Origin of the sequence: Culturomica massiliensis, assembly GCF_900091655.1 — a bacterium.
GTDB classification, from domain to species: Bacteria; Bacteroidota; Bacteroidia; order Bacteroidales; family Marinifilaceae; genus Culturomica; species Culturomica massiliensis.
This window is the reverse complement of the sequence record NZ_LT594621.1, coordinates 1,616,982-1,631,948: the sequence shown is the minus strand read 5'-3', so window position 1 is coordinate 1,631,948 and position 14,967 is coordinate 1,616,982. Positions and strand designations below refer to the sequence as shown.

The following is a 14,967-nucleotide window of genomic DNA, read 5'->3' as shown; positions in this document are numbered from 1 at the left end:
TTTATTCTGATACTATATTCATACTGACAAAGATAGAAAAATGTGCTGCTCATTGTAAGTAATGGATGGTATTTTTGTTGTTTACCAGTGGAATAAATTGTTTGCGGCTTTTATTTTTTGCTTTGTTGTTGCTGTCGTGGAGGCTGGCGTGTCGTTTACCGGAGTTTGTTGAATTTTTATTACCTTTTATGCTGACCTTGATTATTTGCAGGTTGATTTTGTTAGTATAAAAATGCGATGAAATAAAGCTTTTAAGTTGTATAGATTAAATTACGGAATTATATATTAAATTTCCGGTAAAGATTCTACCGGAAATTTTAAGTTGTTTTGTCTGTTGTTTTTTTAAGAAAGTCTTACAAACCTGTATGAATATATTGCAAGATTCTGAGTTCTTCGGACTGAAATACTTTAATGACTGTTTTCAAACATTCCGACGTGATTTTCATATCCTTTGAATAAACCCCAATCGTTTTCCTCCAACTGGTTGTATACATCCGGCAGGAAGTATATTTTAAATGCTGCGTTTACATTTCCGAAAATCTCGGGAAAGCTGCGCATGTCCAATCCTGTAGGACTATATACATATAGAGCAGTCAGCGAAGTACAGCCCTTAAATGCGTCCGGAAACAGATAGTTTAAAGTACTTGGTAAAGATAAGGCTTCCAAAGCCGAAGCTCCTTCAAAACCTGATGTTGAAATGTATTCGATTCCTTCGGCCAGAATAACGGATTTTAATGACGTACAATTATAGAACATACTTTGGCCTACTTCATTCAGTTTACCGTACACATTCATCAAAGAAGTACAGGTCGAAAAAGCGCCGTCACCGATGTCATGTAAAAAAGTTCCTTCCTGAAAATAAACTGCAGTAAGGGCAGATCCTGCAAAAGCGTGAGTACCGATTTTACCGACTGAAACAGGTATACGTATGGTTTCCAGTCCGGAATTATAAAATGCTCTTGTGCCTATCTCCTGTAATCCTTCCGGTAGAGTGATATTCTTTAGGTTTGTACATCCGTAAAATGTATTCAGTCCCAATATTTGAAGACCGGCCGGCAGTTGAACAGCCTTTAGGTTGGGAAGCATCCAACCGCTCAGTTCGAGCCGGGTGAGGTTTGTTCCTGAAAGATCAAGTTTTTCGAGTTTTTCCATGGCATTGATATAACTCAGATCGTTTTCACTGAGTGAACCGCTGATTTGAAGTTCTTTTACCTGACTGGCTTCACACTCCCGTATCACGGAACGGAGCTGATCCGCTTCTACAGTAATATTCCATTTTTCCGGGTACCCTTCCGGGGCAGATGCCTGGCGGATCGTTATCGTCTTTTTTACGGTGTTGTCGATGGTGTAGAGTCTGATTTGCATTTCTCGTTCGGCACTGAGAATATTTTTGTTGACGGTAACGTGAAACACCCAGTCTGCCTCATTGCTATTTCCTCTTTCATCGGCATTGACATCTCCCCATCTTTCTCCCTTAAAGTTTACCTCATATTCGAAAAACTCGTCGTTTGTGCTGAAAGGTATATCAAATCTTTGCTGTCCGTCCAAAAGACAGTCGCTGTCTGCTATATCTCCTCTCCAGGGGATATCGTATGTCGTTTTAGGGATATGGATATAATAGTCGACATTGGGGAGAAGTCCTATCAGAATCGTATCTTTGAGTTGATAATGTTGATTTTCTACAAAAATGTGCCCCAGAATCATTTGCTGAGAAAGATTCTTGGCAATATAAAATTCGTATTTGTCTCCTGTTTTTGATTTTTCTTTTATCCATGTACTGTCTTGGGGGTTCATCGAAAGTTTATAATCCACATTGGCATCTATTTCAAAATTGATGATACCGCCGTCTTTTTGGACGATGAAACCGTCGAAGTCCTCATACGGGTATTTTATTTTAATGTATGGGTTTGCGATGTCTGATCCGTTCTGTGTGATGAAAAGGGTGTCCGTCATAGACTTTGCTTTGTCCCGGAACAGCACGAATGCGGAGCGTTTGGACTGACCTTCGTATGCTGCGATGTTGAATTTATGATTATAGGTTTCCAAGCCTTTTGTTTTTAATTCTGTAATCCACCCTGCGTTTTCCGGCATTACTACATTATAGTCGGTATTCGATAGTAATTCCACATTGATAATGCTGCCTTCCGGTCCTACGGTGTATCTTTTTTCAGAAAGTATCAATGCATTTTTCTGTGCCTGGGTAACCGTTAACGTATCTGCCAATGCCGAATTTTTATCTTTAAAAATAACGTTTAATGTACGGTTGTCGTACCCGGTATTTTCATCTGTTGAAAAGCTTACCCTGTCTACCCGCATGGCTCTTGTCTCTACCCTGCGCAGCCAATCGCCTCCCCTGATGATGACTTCGTACTCGATGTTCGATCTTAATTCTACATCAAAAGATTGTGCCGATGCGTCTATATTTTTTGTCCGTTGAGTCAATATTAGCCCGTCTTTGCGGGCTTGATACACATATACCGTATCACTTAAGTTTTCACTATTGAAAATAATGGTTCCCTGCCTGTTTCCGTCAAATGATCCGGAAGAGACGCTGAAATGTACATTCGATGTCTGAAGGGCTCTGCTTTCGATGACTTGGGACAGCCAATCCTTACCATTTTCATCTATAGTAACCTGATAACTGACATTACTTTTTACTTCTACGCTGAAACGTCCTCCTTCGGGAGAAATTTCATAGCGATCTTTCGATAACAATAAAGCTTCCTTTTTCTTTTGTGTAACCGTGATGATTTTTGTTACGGAGCCTGCTTTTATTTTCATATATGCATTGCGGTCGTCGTAGTCTTCGTTGGCTTCGGTCGTTGTGACCGTCAATGTAACGTCTCCTGCTTTTCCGCTTGTGGGAGAGACGGTTAACCAATCCGGTGAAGATCTGGTATTACTCACTTCCAGCGTCCAGGGAGCGGATGCGGTGAAATTAGCTGTTGTACTGCCGTCGGAGATTTCCGGTAATGTAATATCAGGAACTTTAATTTCTATGACAGAGGAATCTTTATCTGGATTTGTTTCATTTTTGCTGCATGAAAATAAAGATATTATGAGTGCAGCGGATAGAATTGACCGTCTGTTTAAAGTGTGCATATCTCTTGTTTTTTGATTCAATATCAAAATAATTAAAAATTATCGAAATAATTGATGTTCAGATTGGTTCAAGTTGGTTCAAATCGGTTTTTGTTCCGTAAACAGGTCTTGGAGTTTAAAATTTGTAATACAAGATAATAGAAAATTATTTTTCGGAATCGTTTTAAAGTCGTAAATTAGCCTGTTCGTAAAAAGTAATTAATTAAGATATACTATGACATTAAAGGAATTTCAACAATCTATCCGGGAAGGTATACCGTCAGAATTGCCTGCACAGAAACCTTATGATCCGGAGGTAAATCATGCGCCGAAGCGGAAAGACATTTTAACCCGGGAGGAAAAGAAATTGGCAATCCGGAATGCATTGCGGTATTTTGAACCGCGTCATCATACTGTATTGGCTCGTGAGTTTGCAGAGGAATTGGAAAAATACGGACGTATTTATATGTATCGTTTCCGTCCCGATTATGAGATGTATGCACGTAATATATACGATTATCCCCACAATAGTTTGCAGGCGGCAGCTATTATGCTGATGATCAACAATAATCTGGATAAAGCTGTGGCTCAGCATCCGCATGAGTTGATCACATACGGTGGGAATGGGGCTGTTTTTCAGAATTGGGCGCAGTATCGTTTGACGATGAAATATTTGTCGGAAATGACGGATGAACAGACGTTGGTCATGTATTCCGGACATCCGATGGGCTTATTTCCTTCGCACAAGGAGGCTCCACGGGTGGTGGTGACGAATGGAATGGTGATTCCGAATTATTCCAAGCCCGATGACTGGGAACGTTTTAATGCTTTGGGAGTATCTCAATACGGTCAGATGACAGCCGGTTCGTATATGTATATCGGTCCGCAAGGGATTGTTCACGGAACAACGATTACGGTGTTGAATGCCGGACGTAAAATTTCGAAGCATGGGGAAGGATTAGCCGGTAAATTGTTTGTGACGGCCGGTTTAGGGGGGATGTCCGGAGCGCAGCCTAAGGCGGGAAATATTGCCGGTTGCGTAAGTATTACGGCAGAAATCAACCCGAAAGCGACGCATACCCGTCATTCCCAGGGATGGGTGGATGAGGTGATCGATGATCTGGATGTTTTGATGACACGCGTCCGGAAAGCAAAAGCCGGTAAAGAAGTCGTTTCCATTGCTTATCAGGGCAATGTGGTGGATTTATGGGAGCGTTTGGCAGAGGAAGATGTGGTTGTCGAACTTGGGTCAGATCAGACTTCTTTGCATAATCCGTGGGCCGGCGGTTATTATCCGGTAGGAATAAGTTTTGAGGATAGTAAGCGGATGATGGCTGAAGAGCCGGAAAAATTCAAAGAAAAGGTACAGGAGTCATTACGTCGTCATGTTGCGGCAATCAATAAATGTGTGGCGCGTTTCGATACGTATTTTTTCGATTACGGAAATGCATTTCTGCTAGAGTCTTCCCGTGCGGGAGCCGATGTGTTGAAACCGGACGGAGATTTCAAGTATCCTTCTTATGTGCAGGACATTATGGGACCGATGTGTTTCGATTATGGTTTCGGGCCGTTCCGCTGGGTGTGCAGTAGCGGTGATCCGAAGGATTTAGCTAAAACGGATGAGTTGGCTTGTAAGGTATTAAATGAATTGGCTGCCGGTTCGCCCCGGGAGATCCAACAGCAGATGCATGATAATATCCGTTGGATAAAAGCTGCGGGAGAAAACCATCTGGTGGTCGGTTCACAGGCCCGTATTCTGTATGCAGATGCCGAAGGACGTATCCGTATAGCCGAGGCTTTTAATAAGGCGATTGCTGCCGGAGAATTATCTGCACCGGTTGTGCTGGGGCGTGATCATCATGATGTTTCCGGAACGGATTCTCCTTACCGGGAAACGTCCAATATATATGACGGGTCTCGTTTTACGGCCGATATGGCTATTCAGAATGTGATCGGAGATTCTTTCCGGGGAGCGACCTGGGTGTCTATCCATAACGGCGGAGGTGTAGGTTGGGGAGAAGTGATTAACGGTGGTTTCGGTATGGTTCTCGACGGTTCGGCTGAAGCCGACCGACGCTTGAAATGTATGTTATTCTGGGATGTGAACAACGGTATTTCACGCCGGAGTTGGGCCCGTAATGAAGGGGCCGTTTTTGCGATAAAACGGGCTATGGAAGAGAATCCGGATCTGAAAGTGACGTTGCCGAATATGGCCGATGACAAGCTGATCGAAAGTCTTCTTTAAGAGATGGTTATAAAAGAAAAACCCGGCGAAAGCCGGGTTTTGTTGTTCAACAAGGATTCGAACCTTGACTAACAGGACCAGAATCTGTTGTGCTGCCATTACACCATTGAACAGTGGTGTTGATTTCAACGGCACAAAAGTAAGCTTTTTTTTTATTTATACAAAAAATGAAAATATTTTTTTTGGAGGATTTCTTGCCCTATTTTTTATCCTTCATCCACTCTTCACCATATATGATGGTCAATAGGGTAAGGTCGTCGCTTTGTTCGTAATCCTGAACATGGGCTTGAATATCAGCCATGATTTTTTTGATGAATTCCCGGGGATGTAATTCCCGGTTGGTATGTACGATACTGATGAGGCGCTCCTTGGTATAAAATTCATTTTTTGCATTTTCGGCTTCAGTTACCCCATCTGTATAGAGTAATATTCCGGACCCCGGAGAGAACATATAGCTGTATTCTTCGTATGTGTAGTCCTTTATGATGCCTAAGGGAAGTTCTGCGTGAATGTCGAAAAACGATATACTGCGATCCGGATAGGTCATTACCGGGGGCATATGACCCGCATTGCTGTATTTCAGAAGACCTGTTTTCAGATTCAGGGTACCGATAAAGAAAGTAACGAACATGTCGGCTTCGTTTCGTTCTGTTATCCGGTTATTCAGATAACGGGCAATATCCGAAGGGGATGTCGGATTGGTAGAGAAAGACCGTAAAAGACTGAGTGTATATGACATCAGCAGGGAGGCTGGAATACCTTTTCCCGAAACATCTCCGATGGCAAAATACAGTTCGTCTCCGATCATGAAGAAGTCGTAAAAATCACCTCCGACGGCTTTGGCAGGGTATAATATAGCAAAGAGATCCAGATTCTCTTTTTCGGAAAAGGTAGAAAAATTTTTCGGTAGCATGCCCATTTGAATTTGGTGGGCAATACGCAACTCACTTTCCATTTTTTCTTTCAATGTGGTTGCTTCTTTTAAGTTGGCAATATACTGAGTCAATTGATTCTGCATGTATTGAAAAGAGTCGTGCAGTTCTTTCATCTCATCACACGATCGGATTTTGGGCAGAGGTGCATTGAAGTTACCGGAGGCAATACAGCGGGCTGATAAGGCAAATTTATTCAATGGAGCCGTTATTTTCTTGATGGACAAGGAACTTATCAGATAGATCGCTATCATAAAAAGAATGAATGAGAAGAGTACAATGAAGTGGAAATAGCGTAAGTTGACGAATATTTCATCATAAGGACAGATGATGGCCATATACCATTCTGTGCCTATAATCGGACTGTAGAAGGCATAGGATTTGATCCCTTTGTCGTAAAATATCCCTTTGCCGGTTTCTCCACTGACAATGCGATGGGCGACATCCATTGCAGACGGGTCTTTCATGCCGGCAGCGACATCGAATGCGGTTACGTTTTTTATGAGTTGGCAATCCAGTGTACTGATGACATAATTACCGTTTTTATCAACTACGATCGTATACCCGCCGGGATAATCGATGTTAGCTTCAATGAATTTACCGATGTATTGTAAAGACAAGTCTACAGAAAATACACCGATGATATTTTCATTCTGATCTTTTAGGGGGACCGAATAGGTGGTTGTCATTACACTTCTGTTCCCGAAATCGTGGTAAGGTCTGCTCCAACGGGAGGTATTCTTTTCTTTGGCGATACGATACCAATTTTTTTGGTAGTAATCGTAAGCGTCGTCAAGCTCGGTTGTTATAACAGAATCACCTTCCATGTATGAATAAGGGGCAAAGTATTTGCCTTTTTCCGTAAAATAGTATGGTTCGAAAGCGATGGCACATCCGAATATTTCATCGTTGCTTTCGACAATCTGGCGTGTTATACTGTAAATGGTGTTCGGATCCTGGATATATTCCGTGATCACCCACCCCATGTTATTGGGGATTTTTTCTACCATACGTAACAGACGGGTCATACGAAGATTGGTTTTCTCTGCTATATGGTTAAAATTTTCATAGGCATTGGTCTCTATAAAACGATTGGCATAATGATAGAATATGGCAGAGCTCATGGCAAAGAGTAGTGTAAGGAAAAAAAGTATATGGATTTGAAGTCGTGCTGCGAAAGAAGATTGTATTCGTTTTAACATGTTCCTGGTTGTTTATTAAAGCGAATATAGTGAAAAAAGCAACTCCTTGAACTGCTTTAGAGTTATTTGATTAAAATTTGGTGTTTGAAGATTTTTTGGTTATTTAAAAATAGCATAGAGTGGAGATAGGAGCAAACCCGTTATTATCGCAGGAGTGGAAATGTTTTTGTCGTCGAATGAAAGCTGAAAATATTTAAAGACCGGTAGTTTATTGATGCTTGTGAATTATTGTGGGAAGGAATAGAAAAGTAAAAATAAAAATAGGAGGAAAACAAAACAGTTTTCCTCCTATTTGGTTTATAGAATTCCTATTTATTTCGTTGCATTCTCCAAGCGTTTCATCATCATAAAAATGAATAATGCAGAGAGTAGACAAAGCGTAATGAGGATTGACCACAATGCCCATAGTTCCATATGTCCCCAAAGCATACCGATAATGGATACCAGGTAGTTACCGACAGCGGTAGCTCCGAACCAGAGACCCATCATAAGACCTTTGTATTTGGGAGGAGCTACTTTCGACACGAATGAGATACCCATGGGTGAAAGGAATAGCTCTGCAAATGTCAATACAAGGTAGGTGTTGATAAGAACAGAGGGAGATACAAGCAGGTCGTTAGCTATTACAGTTGCTCCGTCCGGATTGGGGGTAGGAAGTCCCATTGAAAAGAATGCCATCACTGCAAAACCTAATGCTGCGATAAGCATACCGATACCGATTTTACGGGGAGCTGAAGGTTCGTTGCCTCTCTTGGCTAAAGCTCCGAATACTGCAAGAGATACAGGAGTAAGAGCTACAACGAAGAATGGGTTGAACTGTTGGAACATTTGAGGAAGAACTTCAATAAAACTACCCGGCTGTAAACCCATATATTTGTATACTAAAATACCTATGGAAAGACAAGCTACTGCAGCCGATATCAGTTTTGATTTCATCTCTTTCGATTGGAACAAAGAGAATAAACTGTATATTAATGTAATAACGAATACCAGGTTAAATACGTTGAAGCTCATGCCTAAAGCACCGTCTGCGGTTCTGGCCGTATAGTCACGGGCAAAGAAGGTAAGGGTAAGTCCGTTTTGGTGGAATGCCATCCAGAAGAAGATAACAACAGCAAATACTAAAACAAGAGCTGTGATACGGGATTTTGTTTGCTCCGGTGTTAATTCCACAATATTTTCTTGTTTTCCGTTTGCAGCAGCTTGTTTTGTGTTGACATCTGCATGTTTGAAGGTTCTCTTGAATACCTGGTAGATAAGCATTGATGCGATAAGTGAAATACATGCCACGGCAAATCCATAGTGGTATGAAAGAGATAGCTCATCGATGTATTTATGAGAGAATGCAGCCAGGTCTCCGTTGAATCCGGATACTTGGTGAGCAAATTGAGTCAATGTATTGAGTGATTCGGTTGCCATTTCTTGTCCTTTATCCAAAAATTCGTGACAAAGGGCAGGAATATCGCCTTGGTATTTGAAACCGGCTTTTCCCATGAAATGTTCCGTAATTTTTGAGGCAGCTGTAGGAGCAAAAAGAGCACCGATATTGATAGCCATATAAAATAGACTGAATGCGGTGTCGCGTTTGTCTGAATATTTCGGGTCGTCGTAAAGATTACCGACCATTACCTGAAGATTGCCTTTGAATAAGCCTGTACCCAATGCTATTAGGAAAAGTGCCCCGAACATGGCAGCAATACCGAAAGCATCCCCCCCGGTAGGGATTGCAAGGCAGGTATAACCGGCAAACATGACAACGATACCGGCCGTTACCATTTTTCCGTAACCAAATTTATCGGCAAGAATACCTCCTAAAATTGGTAAAAAATAAACTAAGGCCAAGAAACCAGCAAAAATGTTAGATGTAGCTGTTGAACTAAAGCCAAATTTTGCCTGCAGGAAAAGTGTAAAAATAGCAAGCATCGTGTAATACCCGAAACGTTCTCCTGTGTTGGCAAGAGCCAGGGCATACAGTCCTTTAGGTTGGTTTTTAAACATAGACTTAATTATTTAGATTTAATTATTATTTTCAGCGGGGGCAAATATAAGAATTTTTCTTTATTTTTCGATTTTAAAACGTTTGAGTAGACAGATGAGAATGTTAAATAAAATCTTTAAAACCTTGCAGATCGCAGAACTGGATCGCTATACGATTGAACATGAGCCTATAAAATCGATAGACCTCATGGAGAGGGCTGCTATAAAATGGACTGAAAAATTTTTAGAAATTTATGGCAATTATGTCCGGTTTACGGTAATTGCAGGCAGAGGTAACAATGGGGGTGACGGTTTTGTCATTGCCCGGTTACTGGCAGAAAAAGGATATGCGGTTACTGTATTTCAGTTGGCCGGGACAAAAATGAGTCCGGATTGTGAGAAGAATAGTGAACGCTGGAAAGGGAAAATCGTCGTGGTATCGGGGGAGAATGATTTTGTACCGGAAGAGAATGCTGTAATTATAGACGCCATGTTCGGTTCCGGCCTCAATTGTCCTGTTACCGGACCGGCAGCAGGCGTGATTCATAAAATCAATGCGGTTCCTAACCGGGTAGTGGCTGTGGATATTCCTTCCGGGCTGATGGGAGAGGATAATTCAGGCAATGACAGGGATTGTATTGTACGGGCTGACTATACATTGACGTTTCAATTTCCCAAACTGGCTTTTATGTTTCCGGAGAATGCTGCTTTTGTCGGTAAGTGGAGTATAGTCGATATCGGACTTCATCCGGAGGGAATCTCACTTACATCTACCCCTTATTATTATTTAACGGAGCGTCTTGTTGCAGATGAATTACCGGTAGCGGAAACTTTTGCCCACAAAGGAACGAATGGGCACGGTTTGCTGATTGCCGGTTCACAGGGTATGATGGGAGCGGCCATTCTGGCGGCCAAAGCCGCGGTGCGTTCGGGACTCGGTTTGCTTAGTTGTCATATCCCGTGCGGGGAACGGCAATTGATACAGATGGCCGTTCCGGAAGCTTTGGCGGATACGGATCTTTCTGAATGTTGTTTTTCGGTGTTGAAGAATGCGGAAAAATACGATGCGATAGCCGTTGGTCCGGGATTGGGACAAAAGCCGGAAACGGTACGGGCGTTAAAAATGCTACTGGAAGAGTGGAAGAGGCCTCTTATACTGGATGCAGATGCTTTGAATATATTGGCAGCTCATCCTGCTCTGTTGGATAGGTTGCCCGAGGGGTCTATACTTACTCCTCATCCTAAAGAATTTGAAAGATTGGCCGGAAAAAGCGGAAATGATTTTGAGAGATTAAATAAATTAAGCATTTTTGCAAGTCGTTATAACGTATGTATTTTACAGAAAGGTGCTCATACGGTTATCGTATCGCCTGCCGGAAAATACTGGTTTAATATGACCGGTAATCCCGGAATGGCTAAAGGAGGGATGGGAGATGTGTTGACAGGGGTTATACTGGCTTTATCGGCGAACGGAATGCCTTCTGAAGAAGCTGTCAAATGTGCCGTTTATGCCCATGGACTGGTGGGGGATTATGTGGCTGAAGAGGTTGGAGAAAGAGGGGTATATGCGGGTTTGGTTGCTGAAAATATGGGGAAGGCCTGGCATACTTTGGAATTAGTAAAAAACGAAGTAATAAGGAATAAATCACAACGTTTATGAGAAAGATTGCTTTTGTATTGTTATTGACTGCCGGAATCTTTTTTTCCGTGACGGCACAGAAAAAGAAAGAAATAACAACGCCTCTTACGGTAAGTTACTGTTTGCCTAAAGTTGCTTATCAAGTGAAGGTTCAATTGGAATGTACGCATCAGGTTCCCGGACCTTTCTGGAAAAATGCCGAACGGGAGTTGGGGGTGAAACCCGACATTACCGTAGCCGGAAATTATTGGAGGATCGTTGATATTGAAATGAAGCCTTATTATATCCCGGATGAAAATGCAATGTACGCTATGACGAGCAGCGGCGATTATAATCCTGTCATGTTGAGTTTGAGTCCGGAGGGGTTTATTGCAGGTGTTGCAGCCCGTTCTTCGGCATCGCCGGTGCCGGATGCTGTTTGGAGTTATGTGCCTTTTCAGGAGGAGACTGAAGAGGTAGTGGATATAACATCGCTGAACACCTATAATCCGTTGAAAGAAGTGCTTGATACCAATTACACATATCAGGAGATTGACGGAGTGATGAAAAAAATATGGGATCCTATTGTCAGGTATACGACGAAGAGTGCGGAAGATAATATGAGTGAAGCCGTAAAAGAAATTTTTAGGATACGTTCAGAGCGTACCCGGTTGTTGGCAGCGGAGAACAGTGTGCCGGACGGAGAATCCTTGCGTATTATTCTGAAAGAATTCGATCGCATGGAAAAAGATTACCTGATGTTATTTATGGGGAAAGAGTCTGTACAGCGTTTTGAGCAAACATTTACCGTTGTTCCGGAAAAGGCCGGAGAGACCGTTGTGGCATTCCGCTTTACAGAAGCTGCCGGTATTGTGCCGAAAAGAAATGTTTCGGCAATGGCTTATGGAATTAGAGTAGACAATGTCATTGTTCCGTCAGCCCCTTCCGATAATACAACGGTGCCTGCTTCCAGTGCGATTTATTATCGTGTTCCGGCAACAGCAACCGTGAGTTTAATGAAAGTCAACGAGGTTTTGCAGAGTTTCCCTACAGTTGTTCCACAACTCGGCGTAATTAAAACAATTCCAACGGATGTCATCAGTAATGAGGGGTTGTCACTGGAGTTTTATCCGCAGTACGGTTCATTGAAAAGTATTAATAAAAAATAGACAAGACAAATGATGTTGCATACAGTGACAGGACTGTCTTAATATTGAAATCATGTCGTGGTGGAGTAATTGGTTCGGACGTTTTTTGATTTGGCGGGTACGCTATGTAAAAGAAAAGAATTTTATTCTGGTTTTGAGCCTGTTGGTGGGCGTCGTGACCGGACTGGCTGCTGTTATGTTGAAAAATATGGTGCATTATACCCATTTGTTTTTTACAGAACGGCTTCAGGTGGACGGGGGAAGTTTGCTTTTTTTTATTTATCCTTTTATAGGTATATGGTTGACGTCTCTTTTTGTCCGTTATTTTGTGCGTGAAGATATCAGTCATGGGGTAACGAAAGTGTTGTATGCGATTTCACGCCGGAACAGTATGATAAAGCCTCATAACAATTATTCATCGATGATTGCCAGTACGATTACGATCGGTTTCGGAGGGTCTGTTGGTACGGAGGCTACCATTGTGTTGACGGGGGCTTCTATCGGTTCGAATCTGGCCCGCTTTTTCCGGATGAATTATAAGGTCATGACACTAATGATCGGATGCGGTGCCGCCGGTGCCATTGCCGGTATATTTAAGGCTCCTATTGCCGGAATTGTCTTTACGCTCGAAGTGCTGATGCTGGATTTGACAATGGCTTCTTTGATACCGTTGATGATTTCGGCTATTTCTTCCTATGTTTTGGTGTACTTCCTGATGGGGGACGGGATGGTTCTCGATTTTACCGTACACGATCATTTTTCGTTGGCTAATGTACCGTATTATATTATTTTAGGCATATTCTGCGGTTTTTTATCGGTTTATTTTATCCGGATGAATATCCGTATCGAGCATTTTGTGGCTTCTATCAAGAATCCTTTTAAAAAGGTGTTGGTGGGGGGGGCATTGCTCGGTTTGTTGATTTATATTTTTCCTCCGTTGTACGGGGAGGGGTATACCTCATTACAGGACTTACTGACAGATAATGCAGACAATATATTGAACAATACCTATTTTTTCAGTCTGAAAGGGAGTATGTTCATGGTTGTATTGTATGTTATCGGTCTGGTATTCGTGAAAGTGATTGCTACTGCGCTTACCAATGGTAGCGGTGGTGTAGGTGGTGTTTTTGCTCCCAGTTTATTTACCGGCGGTGTAGGTGGCTTTTTGATAGCTACATTGATCAATATGTCCGGAATTGTTACGGTGCCTGTGAGTTATTTCGTTTTGGCCGGAATGGCGGGAGTCATGTCCGGAGTTATGAATTCCCCGCTTACAGCTATGTTTTTGATTGCGGAGATTACCGGGGGATACGCTATGCTGGTGCCGCTTATGCTTACATCTGTTGTGGCGCATCTGACGGGGAGGGGGATGGAGCCCCATTCTATTTATGCCCGCCGTTTGGCTATGAAAGGGGATCTGATCACTCATAATAAGGATAAGGCTGTGCTTACATTGATGAAGCTGGATAAAGTAATTGAGACCGATCTCAAAACCATATCGGTGGATGCTACGTTAGGAGATATGGTGAAGGTTGTATCCAAATCTTCGCGGAATATTTTTCCGGTAATCGACGTAAACGGGGAGTTGTTGGGAATCGTATTGCTGGATAATATCCGGAAAATCATGTTTAATCAGGATTTGTACACGACGACTTATGTACGGGATTATATGGTGACGCCGCCTGCTGTTGTAAATGTTGAAGATCCGATGGATGTCGTGATGAAAAAATTTGAGGAGACAGATGCCTGGAATCTTCCGGTTATTCAGAATGATAAATACATCGGTTTCGTTTCCAAGGCTAAAATTTTTAATACCTACCGAAGAGTATTGCAACACTTCTCCGATGAGTAAAATATTTGATAATTATGGGGAAATCTAATTCGAAGCTGGGGTACCAGGAAGGAGTTGTCTCCGTCATATTGAATTTGCTGCTTTTCGTGTTGAAATATTATGCAGGGATCGTATCGGCTTCTGTAGCTTTGATTGCAGATGCCTGGCATACCCTTTCGGATTCTCTTACTTCGCTGATGGTCATTGTCGGAATTCGTTTGTCAACCCGTAAACCGGATAAAGAACATCCTTTCGGTCATGGACGCTGGGAACAGATTTCAGCTATTATTATTGCTTTGTTGTTAGTGATGGTCGGTATCGAATTTATCAAGGATTCCATTGCTAAGTTTACGGCACATGAATTTGCCCGTTTCGGAGCATGGGCGTATGTTGCTACGATCCTTTCTATTGCCGTGAAAGAAGGATTGGCCCAATATGCGTTCCGGATTGCCCGGATAACCGGGAATTCTTCGGTAAAGGCAGACGGATGGCATCACCGGAGCGATGCGCTTTCTTCCGTAGTCGTTTTGGCGGGTATATTTTTGAGTCCCTATATCTGGTGGATGGACAGTGCTTTGGGAATTGTGGTTTCTTTGATGCTTTTTTATGCCGCTTATGGAATTATCCGGGAAGCCGTCAATAAAATTTTGGGGGAAGAGCCTTCTGCCGCTACGGTCAGTGAAGTAAAAAAGATCGTTGCCGAAGAAATGGGAGAAAGTGCGTTTCCGCATCATTTTCATATCCATAATTACGGGGATCATATTGAATTTACTTTTCATGTAAAAATCCCCGGGGAAAAAACCGTGGCAGAAGCACATGCCCTGGCTACCAGAGTAGAGGTTCGCATAAAAAAAGAATTGAATATGGATGCGACAATACATATTGAGCCTTTGCTTTTTCAAGCGTGTTTTTAGAATTATTAACAATAATTTG

General features: G+C 42.3%; 8 protein-coding genes and 1 tRNA gene. 5 read left to right on the top strand and 4 right to left on the bottom strand.

The window, feature by feature from the left end:
• Window positions 1-408: 408 nt before the first annotated feature.
• Window positions 409-3,102 (bottom strand): leucine-rich repeat protein, encoded by a 2,694-nt coding sequence (locus BN8908_RS08235; protein ID WP_074042459.1) that lies wholly within the window; start codon window positions 3,100-3,102, stop codon window positions 409-411.
• Window positions 3,103-3,316: 214 nt separating this feature from the next.
• Here BN8908_RS08235 and BN8908_RS08225 point away from each other — a divergent pair, with 214 nt between their 5' ends.
• On the top strand, window positions 3,317-5,326 hold the full coding sequence (locus BN8908_RS08225; protein WP_068690010.1) for a urocanate hydratase: 2,010 nt from the start codon (window positions 3,317-3,319) through the stop codon (window positions 5,324-5,326).
• Between the two features lie 42 nt (window positions 5,327-5,368).
• Here the strand turns inward: BN8908_RS08225 and BN8908_RS08220 are convergent.
• From BN8908_RS08220 to BN8908_RS08210, 3 genes are all read right to left on the bottom strand, one after another.
• Window positions 5,369-5,439, bottom strand: a tRNA-Gln gene (locus tag BN8908_RS08220).
• A gap of 86 nt (window positions 5,440-5,525) precedes the next feature.
• Complete coding sequence (locus BN8908_RS08215) at window positions 5,526-7,460, bottom strand: SpoIIE family protein phosphatase (protein ID WP_082989235.1); 1,935 nt, start codon at window positions 7,458-7,460, stop codon at window positions 5,526-5,528.
• 312 nt (window positions 7,461-7,772) lie between these two features.
• A complete protein-coding gene (locus tag BN8908_RS08210; RefSeq protein ID WP_021988385.1) occupies window positions 7,773-9,458 on the bottom strand; it encodes a peptide MFS transporter in 1,686 nt (561 codons plus the stop codon).
• A 94-nt stretch (window positions 9,459-9,552) separates the two neighbouring features.
• Here BN8908_RS08210 and BN8908_RS08205 point away from each other — a divergent pair, with 94 nt between their 5' ends.
• Genes BN8908_RS08205 through BN8908_RS08190 form a run of 4 tightly spaced genes read left to right on the top strand, consistent with a single transcriptional unit; the run spans window position 9,553 to window position 14,948 of the window.
• Window positions 9,553-11,097: an NAD(P)H-hydrate dehydratase gene (locus BN8908_RS08205; RefSeq protein WP_082989234.1), complete on the top strand. Its 1,545-nt coding sequence runs from the start codon at window positions 9,553-9,555 to the stop codon at window positions 11,095-11,097.
• A complete protein-coding gene (locus BN8908_RS08200) occupies window positions 11,094-12,224 on the top strand; it encodes a DUF4831 family protein (protein WP_068690004.1) in 1,131 nt (376 codons plus the stop codon). Before BN8908_RS08205 ends, BN8908_RS08200 begins: the two co-directional genes overlap by 4 nt.
• Window positions 12,225-12,276: 52 nt before the next feature.
• Window positions 12,277-14,055 (top strand): chloride channel protein, encoded by a 1,779-nt coding sequence (locus BN8908_RS08195; protein WP_021988387.1) that lies wholly within the window; start codon window positions 12,277-12,279, stop codon window positions 14,053-14,055.
• A gap of 14 nt (window positions 14,056-14,069) precedes the next feature.
• Window positions 14,070-14,948, top strand: a complete 879-nt coding sequence (locus tag BN8908_RS08190) for a cation diffusion facilitator family transporter (protein ID WP_068690003.1) — start codon at window positions 14,070-14,072, stop codon at window positions 14,946-14,948.
• Window positions 14,949-14,967 lie beyond the last annotated feature (19 nt).

What these genes read in the sequence shown, in the direction of transcription:
- BN8908_RS08225 (WP_068690010.1), top strand. Translation starts at nt 3,317, where the DNA reads ATGACATTAAAGGAATTTCAACAATCTATCCGGGAAGGTATACCGTCA.
- BN8908_RS08200 (WP_068690004.1), top strand. Translation starts at nt 11,094, where the DNA reads ATGAGAAAGATTGCTTTTGTATTGTTATTGACTGCCGGAATCTTTTTT.
- BN8908_RS08195 (WP_021988387.1), top strand. Translation starts at nt 12,277, where the DNA reads ATGTCGTGGTGGAGTAATTGGTTCGGACGTTTTTTGATTTGGCGGGTA.
- BN8908_RS08190 (WP_068690003.1), top strand. Translation starts at nt 14,070, where the DNA reads ATGGGGAAATCTAATTCGAAGCTGGGGTACCAGGAAGGAGTTGTCTCC.
- BN8908_RS08205 (WP_082989234.1), top strand. Translation starts at nt 9,553, where the DNA reads ATGAGAATGTTAAATAAAATCTTTAAAACCTTGCAGATCGCAGAACTG.
- BN8908_RS08210 (WP_021988385.1), bottom strand. Translation starts at nt 9,458, where the DNA reads ATGTTTAAAAACCAACCTAAAGGACTGTATGCCCTGGCTCTTGCCAAC.
- BN8908_RS08235 (WP_074042459.1), bottom strand. Translation starts at nt 3,102, where the DNA reads ATGCACACTTTAAACAGACGGTCAATTCTATCCGCTGCACTCATAATA.
- BN8908_RS08215 (WP_082989235.1), bottom strand. Translation starts at nt 7,460, where the DNA reads ATGTTAAAACGAATACAATCTTCTTTCGCAGCACGACTTCAAATCCAT.